Source organism: Streptomyces sp. NPDC046261 (assembly GCF_040646235.1).
GTDB lineage: Bacteria > Actinomycetota > Actinomycetes > Streptomycetales > Streptomycetaceae > Streptomyces.
The window spans coordinates 160,557-176,867 of sequence record NZ_JBEYZU010000002.1; the positions used below are offsets into that span (position 1 = coordinate 160,557).

Consider the following 16,311-nt stretch of genomic DNA (forward strand, 5'->3'; position numbering starts at 1 on the left):
TGACGAAGTGCTGCGGACCGCACTACAAGATCGCCACCGGGGCCCGTTGTCCAGTCTGCGCCTGCTTTGTGCGAGCTGTTGTGAAGCGCCCCATAACGGGGAGGCCCTCGCGCGCGCGGACACGTACCCTCTTCTGTTGTGCCGAACGCCAACAATGACAGCCACACCCCGCCGTCGACGAACGAGCTCAGCCAGGTGCAGCGCCGTGCCGTGAGCGAGCTCCTGCGGGTGTCCCCCGTAGCCGACGATCTCGCCCGCCGCTTCAAGGAGGCCGGCTTCACGCTTGCCCTGGTCGGCGGGTCGGTGCGGGACGCGCTGCTCGGCCGTCTCGGCAACGACCTGGACTTCACCACCGACGCCCGCCCCGAGGACGTGCTGAAGATCGTGCGCCCGTGGGCTGATGCGGTCTGGGAGGTCGGCATCGCCTTCGGAACCGTGGGCTGCCGCAAATCGGACTTCGATATTGAGGTCACGACATACCGGTCGGAAGCGTACGACCGGACCTCGCGGAAGCCCGAGGTCTCCTACGGCGACTCCATCGAGGAAGACCTGGTCCGTCGCGACTTCACCGTCAACGCGATGGCCGTCGCGCTGCCGGAGAAGGAGTTCATCGACCCGCACCACGGCCTGGAGGACCTGGCCGCCCGGGTCCTGCGCACCCCCGGGACCCCGCAGGAGTCCTTCTCCGACGACCCGCTGCGCATGATGCGGGCCGCGCGGTTCGCCGCGCAGCTGGACTTCCAGGTCGCCCCCGAGGTCGTCGCCGCCATGACGGAGATGTCCGACCGCCTGGAGATCGTCTCCGCCGAGCGGGTCCGGGACGAGCTGAACAAGCTGATCCTCTCCGACCACCCCCGCGAGGGCCTCAGGCTCCTCGTCGACACCGGCCTCGCCGGCCTCGTCCTCCCCGAGCTCCCGGCGCTGCGCCTGGAGCGCGACGAGCACCACCGCCACAAGGACGTCTACGAGCACACGCTGATCGTCCTCGAGCAGGCCATCGACCTGGAGGAGAACGGTCCCGACCTCGTGCTGCGCCTGGCGGCGCTGCTGCACGACATCGGCAAGCCGAAGACGCGCCGCTTCGAGAAGGACGGCCGGGTCTCCTTCCACCACCACGAGGTGGTGGGCGCGAAGATGACCAAGGCCCGGATGACCAAGCTCAAGTACTCCAACGACCTGGTCAAGGACGTCTCGAAGCTGGTCGAGCTGCACCTGCGCTTCCACGGCTACGGCACCGGGGAGTGGACCGACTCGGCCGTGCGCCGCTACGTACGGGACGCGGGTCCGCTGCTGGACCGGCTGCACAAGCTGACGCGATCCGACTGCACGACGCGCAACAAGCGCAAGGCCAACGCCCTCTCCCGTGCCTACGACGGGCTCGAGGAGCGCATCGCACGGCTGCAGGAGCAGGAGGAGCTGGACTCGATCCGGCCCGACCTGGACGGCAACGAGATCATGGAGATCCTGGGTATCGGCCCCGGGCCGCAGATCGGCAAGGCGTACAAGCACATGCTGGAGCTGCGGCTGGAGCACGGGCCCATGGAGCGGGAGGCCGCGGTCGCCGCGCTCAAGGAGTGGTGGGCGACGCAGCAGGGCTGACCTTCCGTGGTGATGTTTCACGTGAAACGTCACTAGGTGGCAGATGTGGCGAGGGGCGGTGTTTCACGTGAAACACCGCCCCTCGGCGTACTGCCGGTGCCGTTACTTCTTGTTGCTCGCCAGGCATAGGACGAAGGAGTCGCTGCGCTCCCTCCACGTCACGGCCGCGACGGTGCCCTCCACGTTTGCGCACGCCGTCTCGGCGGAGGAGGTGCCCTTCACCTTCTCCAGCACCTTGTGGGTGGCGTTGGTGGCGGTGCAGTCGCGCTTCTGGATGTTCGGCTTGTAGGAGGAGCCCGTGTTCTCCAGGCACTGGCCGGCCGACAGAGTCTCGGCGTCGTCCTTGCCGTAGATCCATGCGGCGATCGCGACAATGAGTCCCAGGATGGGCAGCACGACGTTCCGGATGATCTTCATGGGTGAGCGGCGCGGACGCGCCGGCGGCGGCACCGGGGCGCCCTGCCAGCCACCGGGCTGACCCATCGGCGCGGTGGGGTGCTGGCCGTACGGCGCGGCCGGCGGCTGCTGACCGTAGGGGCCGGGCTGCTGGCCATACGGAGCGCCGCCCTGCTGGGCGTACGGGTTCTGGTGGGGCGGCGGAGTGGTCACGGTAAACCCTTCGGACTGAGCGAGATCCGGTCGCGAATTGCAGCCCGTAAGGTATCCGGTGTCCATGACATTTCTGCAGCTCACAGCGGTCCTGTGGCATTGATGTGACACTTATCGGTGTCGAAATCCGGCCATAGCGCAAGCAATCGCTGCGTAGATCACCGCGACCGTGACGACCAGCGTGGCCGACCGCCCGTCCGGTGGCAGCATCAGGGCGGCCACCGCCGCGGCGCCCACGAAGGCGACGTTGAACAGGACGTCGTAGAGCGCGAAGACCCGCCCCCGGAAGGCGTCGTCGACCGACGCCTGGACCACCGTGTCCGTAGCGATCTTGACCCCTTGGGTGGTGAGCCCGAGGATGAAGGCCCCGATCAGCATGGGAACGGGCTCGAAGGGCAGACCGAGGCCGGGTTCGAGGATCGCCGCGATCGCGGCGCAGGCCGTGATCCAGCCCAGCCGTCCCAGCCGGTCCGTCGCCCATGGGGTGAGGGCGGCCGCGGCGAAGAACCCCGCCCCCGAGGCGGCGACGGCATAGCCGAGCAGGGTCAGCCCGCCCGCGTCGTTGTCGGACCAGGCGTACCGGCACAGCATCAGCAGGGTGACGGTCAGCGCTCCGTAGCAGAAGCGCATCAGCGTCATCGCCGCCAACGCCCGTGCGGCGGTGCGGCGTTCCGCCAGATGGCGCAGTCCGTCGGCCAGCCCTCGCGTGGCGACCGCCAGGGCGGTCCGTACCCGCGCGCGCGGCACGGAGGTGTCGGGGCCCAGCAGTTCCACGGGCATGCGCAGCGACCAGAGCCCGGCACACAGGTACAGCACCGCGGCCAGGAGCACGGCCCAGGCGTCGGCGGCGGTGCCCTCGGACGAGGCGAGGCGCACGATGAAGGCGAGGCCGCCGCCCGCGGTCGCGGCCAGGGTGCCGGCCGTCGGGGAGAGGGAGTTGGCCATCACCAGGCGCTCGGGAGAGTCGACGACGCGGGGCAGGGCCGCCGAGAGTCCGGCGAGGACGAAGCGGTTGACGGCCGTGACCGAGAGCGCGGAGACGTAGAAGAGCCAGTCGGGCACCCTTCCGACGATCAGCAGCGCGGTCACGGTGGCCAGCGCCGCGCGGAGCACATTGCCGTGGAGCAGGACCTGGCGGCGGCGCCAGCGGTCGAGCAGGACGCCGGCGAAGGGCCCCAGGAGCGAGTAGGGCAGGAGCAGTACCGCCATGGCGGAGGCGATGGCCGCTGGGGACGCCTGCTTCTCGGGGGAGAAGACGACGTAGGCGGCGAGCGCCACCTGGTAGACGCCGTCGGCGGCCTGCGAGAGGAGCCTTACTGTCAGCAGGCGGCGGAAATCGCGCAGCCTCAGCAGGACGCGAAGATCACGCACAACGGGCATGCACCACAGCCTCACACAACGCACAGGTCCCCGGGCGGATTACCCGGGGACCTGTGGTCGAGCGATGGGGTTGTGCGGCGCTTAGCGCTCGACCTCACCCTTGATGAACTTCTCGACGTTCTCGCGGGCCTCGTCGTCGAAGTACTGCACCGGCGGCGACTTCATGAAGTACGAGGAGGCGGAGAGGATCGGGCCACCGATGCCCCGGTCCTTGGCGATCTTCGCGGCGCGCACGGCGTCGATGATGACACCGGCGGAGTTCGGGGAGTCCCAGACCTCGAGCTTGTACTCCAGGTTCAGCGGGACGTCACCGAACGCGCGGCCCTCGAGGCGCACGTACGCCCACTTGCGGTCGTCCAGCCAGGCCACGTAGTCCGACGGGCCGATGTGGACGTTCTTCTCGCCCATGTCGCGGTCGGGGATCTGGGAGGTGACGGCCTGCGTCTTGGAGATCTTCTTGGACTCCAGGCGCTCGCGCTCGAGCATGTTCTTGAAGTCCATGTTGCCGCCGACGTTCAGCTGCATCGTGCGGTCCAGGACGACGCCGCGGTCCTCGAACAGCTTGGCCATCACGCGGTGCGTGATGGTCGCGCCGACCTGCGACTTGATGTCGTCGCCGACGATCGGGACGCCCGCCTCGGTGAACTTGTCCGCCCACTCCTTGGTGCCGGCGATGAAGACCGGGAGGGCGTTGACGAAGGCGACCTTGGCGTCGATGGCGCACTGCGCGTAGAACTTCGCCGCGTCCTCGGAGCCGACGGGCAGGTAGCAGACCAGGACGTCGACCTGCTTGTCCTTGAGGACCTGGACGACGTCGACGGGGGCCTCGGTGGACTCCTCGATGGTCTGGCGGTAGTACTTGCCCAGGCCGTCGAGGGTGTGGCCGCGCTGGACGGTGACGCCGGTCGACGGCACGTCGCAGATCTTGATGGTGTTGTTCTCGCTGGCGCCGATGGCGTCCGCGAGGTCCAGGCCGACCTTCTTCGCGTCAACGTCGAAAGCCGCCACGAACTCCACGTCACGGACGTGGTAGTCGCCGAACTGCACGTGCATCAGACCCGGCACGCGGCCATTCGGGTCGGCGTCCTTGTAGTACTCGACGCCCTGCACCAGCGAGGCGGAGCAGTTGCCCACACCGACGATCGCTACGCGAACCGAACCCATTCCGGTTGCTCCCTGTTTGTACTCGACGAAGCCCTGCGGAGTGCAGAGCTCACTGGTCCGGACCGGAGCGCTTGTCACGCCCGGCCCGCTCGCTCTCGATCAGCTCGTTCAGCCAGCGGACCTCGCGCTCCACGGATTCCATGCCGTGTCGCTGAAGTTCGAGGGTGTAGTCGTCCAGCCGCTCCCGGGTGCGGGCCAGGGAGGCGCGCATCTTCTCCAGACGCTCCTCCAGACGGCTGCGGCGGCCTTCCAGCACCCGCATCCGTACATCCCGCGAGGTCTGTCCGAAGAACGCGAAGCGGGCGGCGAAGTGCTCGTCCTCCCACGCGTCCGGACCGGTGTGGGCGAGGAGCTCCTCGAAGTGCTCCTTGCCCTCTGCCGTCAGGCGGTAGACGATCTTCGCTCGTCGTCCGGCCAGGGACGCCGCACGGGCGTCCTCCGGAGCACTCCCGGGTTCCTCGATCAGCCATCCGTTCGCCACCAGGGACTTCAGGCAGGGATAGAGGGTGCCGTAGCTGAACGCTCGGAACACCCCGAGTGAGGTGTTCAGGCGCTTCCGCAGCTCGTAGCCGTGCATCGGGGACTCGCGGAGCAGGCCGAGGACGGCGAACTCGAGGATGCCGGAGCGTCTGCTCATGTTTCGCCTCCTTGTCCCCCACAGCCTAGTCCTTGTGATCCCTAATCCTTATTGGTCCCTTATGCCGAGCTGATGTGTCCGGCTGATGTGCTGAGCTGATGTATCGACTCGATACATCCAGACGATAGAACGGGCGTGCCGCCGCGACAAGAGGGGGCACGGTGAACGAGGTCACATCACCGATTCGTGGGACACAACCGGCCTGATTTGGAGTGAACATCCCCAGTGGGCGGGATTTGGCCGTGCGTAGTCTGTGCGGCATGCAATTCACCGGGAACCGTGTGACGTCCTGCGACGTCCTCGTCCCGTATGCAGTGCGGGCCGTCGCTCGGGGGGACAGCCGGGTCGCACATCGGGGGGACCGCAAGCCACCTGCCGCTGTCAGGCGATAGCGCCTGCCCGAGGAGTAGTCGTTCGATGAGCGAGCACCGCCGCAAGCCGCCGCCGCCTCAGGGCGGTGGACGAGCCGCGGCCCGTCGTGCGGCCCAGCAGCCGACGTCCGGCCGCCGTACCGCACCACCCAGCAGTTCAGCCGCGCCCGGACGCGGCCGTGGTGACGAAGCCCGGTACCCGGGCCGGACCGACGCCCGTCGCGCGAACCAGCGCGCCGCCGGCGCCGGCGGGCGCAGACGTTCCCCGGACGGCGGCCCCGGCGGTCCGGGCCGCGGCCGCCGGGACAACGGCCGGCCGGCGGCGAAGCGGGTCATCGACTACCCGCGTGCGGGCAAACAGGGGGCGCGGCGCTGGATCCCCTCCTGGAAGCTGGTCACGGGGTTGACGTTCACGCTCGCGGCTCTGGTCGTGGGCATCGTGGGCGTGGCGCTTGCCGTCGTCCAGGTCCCGAGCGCGCAGAAGGCCTCGATCGTCCAGAAGAACGTTTATTACTGGGCCGACGGCAAACAGATGGTCGTCGCCGGCGGCGGCAGCCTCAACCGGCAGATCGTGCCGATCTCGCAGATCCCCAAGTCGATGCAGAACGCGGTGATCTCCGCCGAGAACGCCAGCTTCGAGAAGGACTGGGGCGTCGACCCGATGGGCATCGCCCGGGCGGTCGTGAAGATGGCACAGGGCGGTGAGACGCAGAGCGGTTCGACCATCACGCAGCAGTTCGTGAAGAACACCTACCTGAGCCAGGAGCAGACGCTCAAGCGCAAGGCCACCGAGCTGCTCATCTCCGTGAAGGTGGGTGCCACCAAGGACAAGGAATTCATCCTTGCGGGCTACCTCAACACCGCCTACTACGGACGCGGGGCCTATGGCATCCAGGCCGCCGCGCGGGCGTACTTCGACAAGGACTGCGCGGACCTGACGCCGAGCGAGGGTGCGTTCTTGTCGGCCACCCTCAACGGGCCGAACCTGTACGACCCGAACGGCGGCCAGGGCCCGGCGGCGACCGCCGAGAAGAACACCAAGCGGGCCACCGACCGCTGGAAGTGGACGCTGGACCGTGAGGTCCAGGTCGGCCGCATGGAGCCGGCCGAGCGCGACAAGTGGGTCGCCCAGGGCTTCCCCAAGGTGCAGAAGCCGAAGCCGGCGACCAACCGGGCCGGGCAGATCGGCTACCTCACCGACCTCGCCGACAACTACATCGTCGCCCACTCCAGGATCAGCAAGGCCGAGCTGGACAAGGGCGGCTACCAGATCCACACGACGTTCGACCGCGCCAAGGTCGAAGGACTGGCGAAGTCGGTCGAAGACGTGCGCAAGGCGAACATCAAGCCGAAGGTGCGCGAGGTCGACCAGTTCGTGCAGTTCGGCGGGGCCTCGGTGGAGCCCAAGACGGGCAAGATCGTCGCCATCTACGGCGGTGAGAACGCGCTGGAGCACTTCACCAACAACTCGGACTACACCGGTGTGCAGGTCGGCTCGACCTTCAAGCCGTTCGTCCTGGCCGCCGCCATGACGCACGGCAAGCGCAACCCGGCCCTCGGCCCGCAGCAGAACCTCAGCCAGCGCACGCTCGTGTCGCCGGACAGCGTCTACAACGGCAACAACAAGCTGACGCTGCGGGACTACCGGGGCAAGGTCTGGCACGACCAGAACGGCGCCGAGTGGCATCAGGTGAATGACGGTGACGAGGACAAGGGCCTCATCACCCTCCGCACGGCCATGCAGTACTCCGTGAACACCCCCTTCATCCAGCTCGGCATGGACGTCGGCACGGACCTGGTGCAGGAGGCCGCGCTCAAGGCCGGCCTCGACAAGGACCAGCTGGCCTCGCTCACGCCCACCTTCTCCCTGGGCACCTCCGCGCCCAGTGCGATCCGCCTCGCGGGCGCCTACGCGACGTTCGCGGCCAACGGCAAGCAGGTCGACCCCTACTCGGTGGAGAAGGTGGAGAAGGACGGCAAGGTCGCGTTCCAGCACGAGGAGAAGAGCGCCCAGGCCTTCGACGCGAACGTCGCCAACAACGTCACCGACGTGCTGAAGACGGTCGTGGAGGCGGGCACCGGCACGTCGGCGCAGCTCGGCAACCGCCCGGCGGCGGGCAAGACGGGTACCACCGACGGCAACCGCTCGGCCTGGTTCGCGGGGTATACCCCGCAGCTGTCCACGGCGATCGGCATGTACCGCGTGGACCCCAACGCCAAGAAGCAGGAGTTCCTCTCCATGCGTGGCGTGGGTGGCAAGCCCACGATCCACGGTGCGTCGTTCCCGGCGGAGATCTGGGCCGATTACATGGGCAAGGCGCTCAAGGGCCAGCCCGTGCTGCAGTTCGACGCTCCGCAGCCGATCGGTGAGAAGGTCTACGGAGACGGGGCCAGCCCCTCTCCCAGCGCCGTCCCGTCCGCGTCGCCCTCGGCCACGCCGTCGGCGTCCGCGTCGCCCTCACCGTCGAAGTCGCCGTCCGGCTCCCCCTCCCCGTCCGCTTCCTGCGGGCTGTTCGACCGCAAGTGCAAGCCCGGCACCAACGGCGGCACCACCACCGGCGGCACCGGTGGGCCGGGCGGTACGGGCGGTCCGGGTGGGGACACCGGCGGCTCGCCCTCGCCGGGTCCGTCCCGGCATCAGTCGGGTGGCGGATTGTTCGGCGGACCCGGGAGCTGATCACGGCTCGGGGACCCGGCCGACGGGCCAGGAGACAAGGCGCCGTGTCGGGGACCGATCATCGTACGAATCCGGCGCAGGTCGGCTGAGCAGGACCTTTCGAGGGCCGCTCCGCGTTCGCGCGGGGCGGCCCTCGGGGTTTTCCACAGGCTCCGCCGGGTCCGCCGCGCGTACGGCAGGATGTGGGCATGAGGAGCGTGCGGGACGATCAGCTTGTACGGCCCACCGTCGAGGACGAGGTGGCTGCCGCCGGCAGCGAGCTCATCGGCGGGCCGGTGGGCCGGCGTGCGCTGCTCGGGGTGAGCTGGTGGACGCCGGTGCGGGTGATCGCGCTCGTGGCGATCGGGATGTTCGCGCTCGGAATGGTGCAGAAGTTCCCGTGCTACGACCATGGCTGGTTCTTCGGCGCCACCACGCAGTACACCCACGCCTGCTACTCCGACATTCCCCACCTCTACAGCGGGCGCGGTTTCGACCAGGGCCTCATCCCGTATTTCGACCAGATCCCGCAGTCCCTCTCGGGGGGCATGGAGTATCTGGAGTACCCGGTCCTGACGGGACTCTTCATGGAGATCGCCGCCCTGCTCACGCCGGGCGGCGGGACCATCCAGCACCGCGAACAGCTGTACTGGCTCATCAACTCGGGGATGCTGCTGGCCTGCACGGCCGTCATCGCCGTATGCGTGGCCCGTACGCACCGGCGCCGGCCCTGGGACGCCCTGCTGGTGGCCCTCGCGCCGGCCTTCGCGCTCACGGCCACCATCAACTGGGACCTCTTCGCGGTCGCCCTCACGGCCGCCGCCATGCTGATGTGGTCCCGAGGGCGCACGGTCCTGGCGGGCGTGCTGATCGGCCTCGCGGCCGCGGCGAAGCTGTATCCGATGCTGCTGCTGGGGCCGCTGCTGATCCTGTGCTGGCGGGCCGGGCGCCTGCGGGCGTTCGCCACCGCCGCCGGCGGTGCCGTCGGCGCCTGGCTGGTGGTCAACGCGCCGGTCATGATCACCCATGACGCGAGCGGGTTCCACATCCGCGAGGGATGGGCGAAGTTCTACACCTTCAGCCAGGACCGGCCGGTCGACTTCGGCTCCGTCTGGCTCTTCATCTCACAGCGCACCGGCGACCCGCTGGACGACGCCAACACCTATGCGACGCTGCTGATGATCCTCGGCTGTCTGGCCATAGGAGTCCTCGGTCTGCGTGCCCCCAGGCGCCCGCGCTTCGCGCAGCTGGCCTTCCTCGTGGTGGCGCTGTTCATCCTCGTCAACAAGGTCTACTCGCCGCAGTACGTGCTGTGGCTGGTGCCGCTGGCCGCGCTGGCCCGCCCGAAGTGGCGCGACTTCCTCATCTGGCAGGCCTGTGAGGTCCTGTACTACCTGGGCATCTGGTTCTACCTGGCCTATACGGGAAGCGGCGACAAGCACCAGGGGCTGCCGCCGGAGGGCTACCAACTCGCGATCATCGCCCACCTGCTGGGCACGCTGTATCTGTGCGCGCTCGTCGTGCGGGACATCCTGCTGCCCGAGCGGGACGTCGTACGGCGGGACGGCTCCGACGACCCCTCCGGCGGAGTCCTGGACGGGGCACCGGACATATTCGTCCTGGGTTCCGCGCGCCGCGGTCAGCGGCACGCGGAGCACGCCGATGTCGCACGCGTCCAATGGGGCACCGGGAGCCGTAACCCGTAGTCACGGCTCCCCGCCCCGCACCACGGGGGGTGGGATCAGTGGGATCAGTGGTCGACGAGACGGTCGAACTGCGTGGTGGTGTGCCGCAGGTGCGCCACCAGCTCGTCGCCGACCTGCGGGGCGGGGGCATCGCCCGGCACGAAGAGGATCGAGACCTGCATGTGCGGGGGCTCGGCGAACCAGCGCTGCTTGCCCGCCCAGACGAACGGCGAGAGATTGCGGTTCATGGTCGCCAGGCCCGCGCGGGCCACGCCCTTGGCGCGCGGCATCATGCCGTGCAGCGCCTTCGGCGCCTCCAGCCCGACGCCGTGCGAGGTGCCGCCGGCCACCACGACCAGGAAGCCGTCACCGGTGGCCTTCTGCTGGCGGTAGCCGAAGCGGTCGCCCTTGGCGACGGGGGTGACGTCCAGCACCGCGCCCCGGTAGTGGGTGGCGTCGTGGTCGCCGAGCCACAGCCGGGTGCCGATGCGGGCCCGGAAGCGCGTCTGCGGGAAGCGCTGCTGCAGGTGGGCGAGCTCGTCGGCCTTGAGGTGGCTGACGAACATGGTGTGGAGCGGCAGATGGGCGTTGCGCAGCCGCTCCATCCAGCTCACGACCTCCTCGACCGCGCTGCTGCCGTCACCGCGGTCGAGCGGCAGGTGTATCGCGAAGCCCTCCAGGCGCACGTCCTCGATGGCCGCGTGCAGCTTGGGCAGGTCCTCCTCGCTGATGCCGTGCCGCTTCATGGTGCTCATGACCTCGATGACGACGCGCGCGCCGACCAGGCCGCGCACGCCCTCGACCGAGGAGACGGACCGGATGGCCCGGTCCGGCAGCGGCACGGGCTCCTCGCCCAGCCGGAAGGGGGTCAGCACCAGCAGGTCACCGCTGAAGAAGTCCTTGATCCGGGCCGCTTCGTAGGTGGTGCCGACGGCGAGGATGTCGGCGCCCATGCGCGTCACCTCATCGGCGAGCCGCTCATGGCCGAAGCCGTAGCCGTTGCCCTTGCAGACCGGGACGATGCCCGGGAACTGCTGGATGACGGACTGCTGGTGTGCCCGCCAGCGCGCGGTGTCGACGTAGAGCGTGAGCGCCATGGCCGGTCCCAGAACCTTTCCCTGTGTCTGCGGAGTGACGTGGTGTGCCTGACGGCACTGCTTCGTGGACGGACGGAACGATCAGCGACGCGACATGTAGATGTCGAGAGCCTTGTGCAGCAGCTTGTTGAGCGGGAAGTCCCACTCGCCGAGGTACTCCGCGGCCTGACCACCGGTGCCGACCTTGAACTGGATGAGGCCGAAGAGGTGGTCGTTCTCGTCGAGGGAGTCGCCGATGCCGCGCAGGTCGTAGACGCTCGCGCCCAGGGCGTAGGCGTCGCGCAGCATGCGCCACTGCATGGCGTTCGACGGCCGGACCTCGCGCTTGTGGTTGGCGGAGGCGCCGTAGGAGTACCAGACGTGCCCGCCGACGATCAGCATCGTCGCGGCGGCGACGGCCTCGCCCTCGTGCACGGCGAAGTACAGCCGCATGCGGTTGGGGTCCTCGGAGTTGAGGGCGGTCCACATGCGCTGGAAGTAGCTCAGCGGGCGCGGACGGAACTTGTCGCGCTCGGCGGTGATCTCGTACAGGTGCTGCCAGGTGGCCAGGTCCTCGTAGCCGCCCTGGACGACCTCGACGCCGGCCTTCTCGGCCTTCTTGATGTTGCGCCGCCACAGCTGGTTGAAGCCCTTGTGGACGTCCTCCAGAGAGCGGTTCTCCAGCGGCACCTGGAAGACGTAGCGCGGCTGCACGTCACCGAAGCCGGCGCCGCCGTCCTCGCCCTGCTGCCAGCCCATGCGGCGCAGCTGGTCGGCGACCTCGAAGGCGCGCGGCTCGATGTGGGTGGCCTCGACGTCGCGCAGACGCTTGACGTCCGGGTCGGCGATGCCGTTCTTGATCGCGCCGGAGTCCCAGCGGCGGATGACGACGGGCGGGCCCATCTTCACCGAGAAGGCGCCCTGCTGCTTGAGGTGGGCCAGCATGGGCTGCAGCCAGTCGCTGAGGTTCGGCGAGAACCAGTTGATGACCGGGCCCTCGGGCAGGTACGCCAGGTAACGCTTGATCTTGGGCAGCTGGCGGTAGAGCACCAGGCCCGCGCCCACCATCTGACCGGTCTTGTCGAACCAGCCCAGGTTCTCGGAGCGCCACTCGGCCTTGACGTCCGCCCACCCCGGGACCTGCATGTGACTGGCCGCGGGCAGGCTCTGGATATACGCCAGATGCTGCTCTCGGCTGATTGTCCTCAGGGTCAGGCTCATGATCGGGGCGCTCCTCGGCAGGTGTGTCCCCAGGGTCGGGGCTCCGGCTCTCGCGCCGAAGCCTACTGCGACCGGGGAGCGCCCCGATTGGGCGTACGGCCCGTTATCCGATCACACCGCCGAAAAGCCCCCCGTGCGCCATGCCCAGGAACAGGCCGAAGGCGGCGGCTCCGAGCCCGATGATCAGCAGAAAGCGCTCACCGGTCGTGGCGGAGATGAACTGGCCCCAGGCCCCCGTGAGGACGCCGATGAGCCCGCTCCACGACGTCAGCAGATGCAGGCCGGTCCACAGGGAGGAGATGGCGGCGAGCGCACCCAGTACGACCGTCACGGCGACGAAGGTGTTCTCGACGGGATGGGGCTTTCCGTCGCTGTTGAGGACCGCGCCGACCAGCGTGCGGGGTCCACGGGGCTGCCGAACCGCCTGTGTCATGGGGCACCTCCTGAAGGCTGGCGCAAATGTAGCGCCGGTCACACCCGATGCGTCCAGATTGCGGGGCCGGACGGTTGGATTTCAACCGGACGCCGGAGTGCAGGTACTCTGTACGGTCTGCACCGGTGTCTGCCCGGACCCAGCTTCGGTCCCAGGGGCAAACCCAGGGACTTCCGCTGATTGTCAGTGTCCGCCGATACCGTTGTTCACGCATTACGACCCTCCTGCCACGGATCGACCGTGGCCGCTGAGTCCAAAGGAGGTGGGTTCCACATGCGTCACTACGAGGTGATGGTCATCCTCGACCCCGATCTCGAGGAGCGCGCTGTCTCCCCGCTGATCGAGAACTTCCTCTCCGTCGTCCGTGAGGGCAACGGAAAGGTCGAGAAGGTCGACACCTGGGGCCGTCGTCGTCTGTCGTACGAGATCAAGAAGAAGCCCGAGGGCATCTACTCGGTCATCGACCTGCAGGCCGAGCCTGCGGTCGTCAAGGAGCTCGACCGCCAGATGAACCTGAACGAGTCGGTCCTCCGGACCAAGGTCCTCCGTCCCGAGACCCACTGAACCCCAGCGGTTCAGAGGTAATCGGGCTGCATCGCAACGAGTAGCAAGCAGCCAGCAGCACACCCGCCGAGAGGTTCATCCATGGCAGGCGAGACCGTCATCACGGTCGTCGGCAATCTCGTCGACGACCCCGAGCTGCGCTTCACCCCCTCCGGTGCGGCGGTCGCGAAGTTCCGTGTCGCGTCCACTCCCCGCACCTTCGACCGCCAGACCAACGAGTGGAAGGACGGCGAGAGCCTCTTCCTCACGTGCTCGGTGTGGCGGCAGGCGGCGGAGAACGTCGCCGAGTCGCTTCAGCGAGGCATGCGCGTGATCGTGCAGGGCCGGCTGAAGCAGCGGTCCTACGAGGACCGTGAGGGCGTCAAGCGCACGGTCTACGAGCTCGACGTCGAAGAGGTCGGCGCCAGCCTGAAGAACGCCACGGCGAAGGTCACCAAGACCGCGGGTCGCGGTGGCCAGGGTGGCTATGGCGGCGGCAGTGGTGGTGGCCAGGGTGGCGGCGGCTGGGGCTCCGGTCCCGGCGGCGGCCAGCAGGGCGGCGGGGCTCCCGCCGACGACCCCTGGGCCACCGGCGCTCCGTCCGGCGGCCAGCAGGGCGGCGGCGGAGGCGGCTGGGGCGGCGGCTCCGGCAACTCCGGCGGCGGCTACTCCGACGAGCCGCCCTTCTAGGCCCTGACGGGCCCGGGCCGGCGACGGCCCGAGGGCGACAGCACAAAACTTCTTGATTCACAGGAGAGAGACAATGGCGAAGCCGCCCCCGCGCAAGCCCAAGAAGAAGGTCTGCGCGTTCTGCAAGGACAAGACCGCTTACGTGGACTACAAGGACACGAACATGCTGCGGAAGTTCATTTCCGACCGCGGCAAGATCCGTGCCCGCCGCGTGACCGGCAACTGCACTCAGCACCAGCGTGACGTCGCCACGGCCGTGAAGAACAGCCGTGAGATGGCGCTGCTGCCCTACACCTCGTCCGCGCGATAAGGGAAGGGTGACCAAATAATGAAGATCATCCTCACCCACGAGGTCTCCGGCCTCGGCACCGCCGGCGACGTTGTCGACGTCAAGGACGGTTACGCCCGCAACTACCTGGTCCCGCGCGGTTTCGCGATCCGCTGGACCAAGGGTGGCGAGCAGGACGTCGCGCAGATCCGCCGCGCTCGCAAGATCCGCGAGATCGCCACGATCGAGCAGGCCAACGAGGTCAAGGGCCAGCTCGAGGGCGTCAAGGTTCGCCTTGTCACCCGCGCCGGCGAGGCCGGCCGCCTGTTCGGCTCCGTGACCCCCGCCGACATCGCTTCCGCGATCAAGGCTTCCGGTGGTCCCGAGGTCGACAAGCGTCGCGTCGAGGTGGGCACGCCCATCAAGACCCTGGGCTCGCACCAGGTGTCCGTGCGTCTGCACGCCGACGTCGTTGCCAAGCTCGGCATCGAGGTCGTCGCCGCCTGACGGCTGCGACAGGCATAGCCTGAGGAAGGGCCGCACCCCCTGGGGTGCGGCCCTTTCGCTGTTCCCGGCCGTTCCCTTCCGGTGCGTTCGGACCCCTGCGGCCGTGCTCAGGCCCGTACCGCGCCCGTGACCAGCCAGCGGCCGGAGCGGGCCCGTATCCACAGGGTCACCATGCGGACCGTCATCATCAGCGTCATCGCCCACCACAGCGCCGTCAGACCGCCGCCCACCGTGGGCACCAGCAGCGCGGCGGGGGTGAAGACGGCCAGGACCAGCAGCATCGCCCAGGCGAGGTAGGGGCCGTCGCCGGCGCCCATCAGCACGCCGTCCAGGACGAAGACGATCCCCGCGATCGGCTGTCCCACGGCCACCACGAGCAGCGCCGGCACCAGGATGTCCCGGACGGCGGGATCGGTGGTGAACAGCGGGATGAACACCGGCAGCGCCGCCGCCACCAGGGCCCCCATGACCACGCCCGAGGCGATGCCCCACTGCACCATGCGCCGGCAGACGGCCCGGGCCCCGGCGGCGTCCTCGGCGCCCAGGTAACGCCCGATGATCGTCTGCCCGGCGATGGCGATGGCGTCCAGCGCGAAGGCGAGCAGGCTCCACAGGGTCAGCGCGATCTGGTGGGCGGCGATCTCCGCGTCGCCGAGCCGGGCCGCGACCGCGGTGGCGATCATCAGCACGGCGCGCAGCGAGAGGGTGCGGACCAGCAGCGGGACGCCGGCCTGGGCACAGGCCCGTATTCCGGCGGCGTCGGGCCGCAGGGAGGCGCCGTGGCGGCGGGCTCCCCGCACGACGACGGCCAGGTAGACGGCGGCCATGGCCCACTGGGCGAGCACCGTCCCCCATGCGGAGCCGGCGATGCCGAGGCCGGCGCCGTAGACGAGGCCGAGGTTGAGCGCGGCGTTGGCGGCGAAGCCGCCGATGGCGACGTACAGCGGGGTCCGGGTGTCCTGCAGGCCGCGCAGCACTCCGGTGGCGGCGAGCACCATGAGCATCGCGGGGATGCCCAGGGCGCTGATCCTCAGGTAGGTGGTGGCGTGCGGGGCGGCGGTCGGGGAGGCGCCGAAGAGGTCGACGAGGGCGGGGGCTGTGGGCAGCACGGCGACGCCGACCACCGCTCCCAGGATGAGAGCGAGCCAGATGCCGTCCATGCCCTGGCGGATGGCGGCCTGGAGGTCTCCGGCGCCGACTCGCCGGGCGACGGCCGCGGTGGTGGCGTAGGCGAGGAAGACGAAGACGCTGACGGCGGTGGTGAGCAGGGCGGCGGCGATGCCCAGGCCCGCGAGCTGGGGGGTGCCGAGGTGGCCGACGATGGCGCTGTCGGCCATCAGGAAGAGGGGCTCCGCGACGAGCGCGCCGAAGGCGGGCACGGCCAGCGCGAGGATCTCGCGGTCGTGCCGGCGGGCGGTGTGCGGCTCACGCGCGGGGGCCTGCGTCACGGTGCCTGTCCAATCTTCCACAGG

At 69.2% G+C, this 16,311-nt stretch carries 15 protein-coding genes; 7 read left to right on the top strand and 8 right to left on the bottom strand.

Features of this window, described 5'->3' with window-relative positions:
* Window positions 1-138 precede the first annotated feature (138 nt).
* Window positions 139-1,599, top strand: a complete 1,461-nt coding sequence (locus ABZ956_RS05015; protein ID WP_361887098.1) for a CCA tRNA nucleotidyltransferase — start codon at window positions 139-141, stop codon at window positions 1,597-1,599.
* A gap of 102 nt (window positions 1,600-1,701) precedes the next feature.
* Here ABZ956_RS05015 and ABZ956_RS05020 read toward each other — a convergent pair whose 3' ends face one another.
* The 4 genes from ABZ956_RS05020 to ABZ956_RS05035 all read right to left on the bottom strand — a co-directional run bounded on the left by ABZ956_RS05020 (window position 1,702) and on the right by ABZ956_RS05035 (window position 5,389).
* Window positions 1,702-2,208, bottom strand: coding sequence for a hypothetical protein (locus tag ABZ956_RS05020; protein WP_361887101.1), 507 nt, complete (start codon window positions 2,206-2,208; stop codon window positions 1,702-1,704).
* Between the two features lie 111 nt (window positions 2,209-2,319).
* On the bottom strand, window positions 2,320-3,588 hold the full coding sequence (locus ABZ956_RS05025; RefSeq protein ID WP_361887104.1) for an MFS transporter: 1,269 nt from the start codon (window positions 3,586-3,588) through the stop codon (window positions 2,320-2,322).
* Between the two features lie 81 nt (window positions 3,589-3,669).
* Window positions 3,670-4,752 (bottom strand): inositol-3-phosphate synthase, encoded by a 1,083-nt coding sequence (locus tag ABZ956_RS05030; RefSeq protein WP_361887106.1) that lies wholly within the window; start codon window positions 4,750-4,752, stop codon window positions 3,670-3,672.
* Window positions 4,753-4,801: 49 nt separating this feature from the next.
* Window positions 4,802-5,389 carry a helix-turn-helix transcriptional regulator gene (locus ABZ956_RS05035; RefSeq protein ID WP_361887109.1) on the bottom strand — a complete coding sequence of 196 codons (588 nt, stop codon included), beginning with the start codon at window positions 5,387-5,389 and terminating at the stop codon, window positions 4,802-4,804.
* A 417-nt stretch (window positions 5,390-5,806) separates the two neighbouring features.
* Between ABZ956_RS05035 and ABZ956_RS05040 the strand changes: the two genes are divergently transcribed.
* Both ABZ956_RS05040 and ABZ956_RS05045 read left to right on the top strand, forming a co-directional pair.
* Window positions 5,807-8,437: a transglycosylase domain-containing protein gene (locus tag ABZ956_RS05040; RefSeq protein WP_361887112.1), complete on the top strand. Its 2,631-nt coding sequence runs from the start codon at window positions 5,807-5,809 to the stop codon at window positions 8,435-8,437.
* Between the two features lie 188 nt (window positions 8,438-8,625).
* On the top strand, window positions 8,626-10,122 hold the full coding sequence (locus ABZ956_RS05045; protein ID WP_361887115.1) for a glycosyltransferase 87 family protein: 1,497 nt from the start codon (window positions 8,626-8,628) through the stop codon (window positions 10,120-10,122).
* Between the two features lie 44 nt (window positions 10,123-10,166).
* On the opposite strand, the gene ABZ956_RS05050 is transcribed toward ABZ956_RS05045, so the two are convergent.
* The 3 genes from ABZ956_RS05050 to ABZ956_RS05060 all read right to left on the bottom strand — a co-directional run bounded on the left by ABZ956_RS05050 (window position 10,167) and on the right by ABZ956_RS05060 (window position 12,831).
* The gene (locus tag ABZ956_RS05050) at window positions 10,167-11,198 is read right to left on the bottom strand and encodes an alanine racemase (protein ID WP_361887118.1); all 1,032 of its coding nucleotides are present in this window, start codon (window positions 11,196-11,198) and stop codon (window positions 10,167-10,169) included.
* An 81-nt stretch (window positions 11,199-11,279) separates the two neighbouring features.
* A complete protein-coding gene (locus ABZ956_RS05055; RefSeq protein WP_361887121.1) occupies window positions 11,280-12,398 on the bottom strand; it encodes a peptidoglycan bridge formation glycyltransferase FemA/FemB family protein in 1,119 nt (372 codons plus the stop codon).
* A gap of 103 nt (window positions 12,399-12,501) precedes the next feature.
* The gene (locus ABZ956_RS05060) at window positions 12,502-12,831 is read right to left on the bottom strand and encodes a hypothetical protein (protein WP_361887124.1); all 330 of its coding nucleotides are present in this window, start codon (window positions 12,829-12,831) and stop codon (window positions 12,502-12,504) included.
* Between the two features lie 273 nt (window positions 12,832-13,104).
* Here ABZ956_RS05060 and rpsF point away from each other — a divergent pair, with 273 nt between their 5' ends.
* The 4 genes from rpsF (at window position 13,105) to rplI (ending at window position 14,839) form a co-directional block, all read left to right on the top strand.
* Window positions 13,105-13,395, top strand: a complete 291-nt coding sequence (gene rpsF / locus ABZ956_RS05065) for a 30S ribosomal protein S6 (protein WP_006604399.1) — start codon at window positions 13,105-13,107, stop codon at window positions 13,393-13,395.
* 81 nt (window positions 13,396-13,476) lie between these two features.
* Window positions 13,477-14,064, top strand: coding sequence for a single-stranded DNA-binding protein (locus tag ABZ956_RS05070; RefSeq protein ID WP_361887127.1), 588 nt, complete (start codon window positions 13,477-13,479; stop codon window positions 14,062-14,064).
* 73 nt (window positions 14,065-14,137) lie between these two features.
* Complete coding sequence (gene rpsR / locus ABZ956_RS05075; RefSeq protein WP_004950692.1) at window positions 14,138-14,374, top strand: 30S ribosomal protein S18; 237 nt, start codon at window positions 14,138-14,140, stop codon at window positions 14,372-14,374.
* A gap of 18 nt (window positions 14,375-14,392) precedes the next feature.
* On the top strand, window positions 14,393-14,839 hold the full coding sequence (gene rplI / locus ABZ956_RS05080) for a 50S ribosomal protein L9 (RefSeq protein WP_361887130.1): 447 nt from the start codon (window positions 14,393-14,395) through the stop codon (window positions 14,837-14,839).
* 107 nt (window positions 14,840-14,946) lie between these two features.
* Here the strand turns inward: rplI and ABZ956_RS05085 are convergent, their stop codons facing one another.
* A complete protein-coding gene (locus ABZ956_RS05085; RefSeq protein ID WP_361887133.1) occupies window positions 14,947-16,287 on the bottom strand; it encodes an MATE family efflux transporter in 1,341 nt (446 codons plus the stop codon).
* Window positions 16,288-16,311: the final 24 nt, after the last annotated feature.

Bases quoted from the DNA above. Each gene is read 5' to 3' on its own strand.
- ABZ956_RS05025 (WP_361887104.1), bottom strand. From the start codon at position 3,588: ATGCCCGTTGTGCGTGATCTTCGCGTCCTGCTGAGGCTGCGCGATTTC.
- ABZ956_RS05030 (WP_361887106.1), bottom strand. From the start codon at position 4,752: ATGGGTTCGGTTCGCGTAGCGATCGTCGGTGTGGGCAACTGCTCCGCC.
- ABZ956_RS05035 (WP_361887109.1), bottom strand. From the start codon at position 5,389: ATGAGCAGACGCTCCGGCATCCTCGAGTTCGCCGTCCTCGGCCTGCTC.
- ABZ956_RS05040 (WP_361887112.1), top strand. From the start codon at position 5,807: ATGAGCGAGCACCGCCGCAAGCCGCCGCCGCCTCAGGGCGGTGGACGA.
- ABZ956_RS05045 (WP_361887115.1), top strand. From the start codon at position 8,626: ATGAGGAGCGTGCGGGACGATCAGCTTGTACGGCCCACCGTCGAGGAC.
- ABZ956_RS05050 (WP_361887118.1), bottom strand. From the start codon at position 11,198: ATGGCGCTCACGCTCTACGTCGACACCGCGCGCTGGCGGGCACACCAG.
- ABZ956_RS05055 (WP_361887121.1), bottom strand. From the start codon at position 12,398: ATGAGCCTGACCCTGAGGACAATCAGCCGAGAGCAGCATCTGGCGTAT.
- ABZ956_RS05060 (WP_361887124.1), bottom strand. From the start codon at position 12,831: ATGACACAGGCGGTTCGGCAGCCCCGTGGACCCCGCACGCTGGTCGGC.
- rpsF (WP_006604399.1), top strand. From the start codon at position 13,105: ATGCGTCACTACGAGGTGATGGTCATCCTCGACCCCGATCTCGAGGAG.
- ABZ956_RS05070 (WP_361887127.1), top strand. From the start codon at position 13,477: ATGGCAGGCGAGACCGTCATCACGGTCGTCGGCAATCTCGTCGACGAC.
- rpsR (WP_004950692.1), top strand. From the start codon at position 14,138: ATGGCGAAGCCGCCCCCGCGCAAGCCCAAGAAGAAGGTCTGCGCGTTC.
- rplI (WP_361887130.1), top strand. From the start codon at position 14,393: ATGAAGATCATCCTCACCCACGAGGTCTCCGGCCTCGGCACCGCCGGC.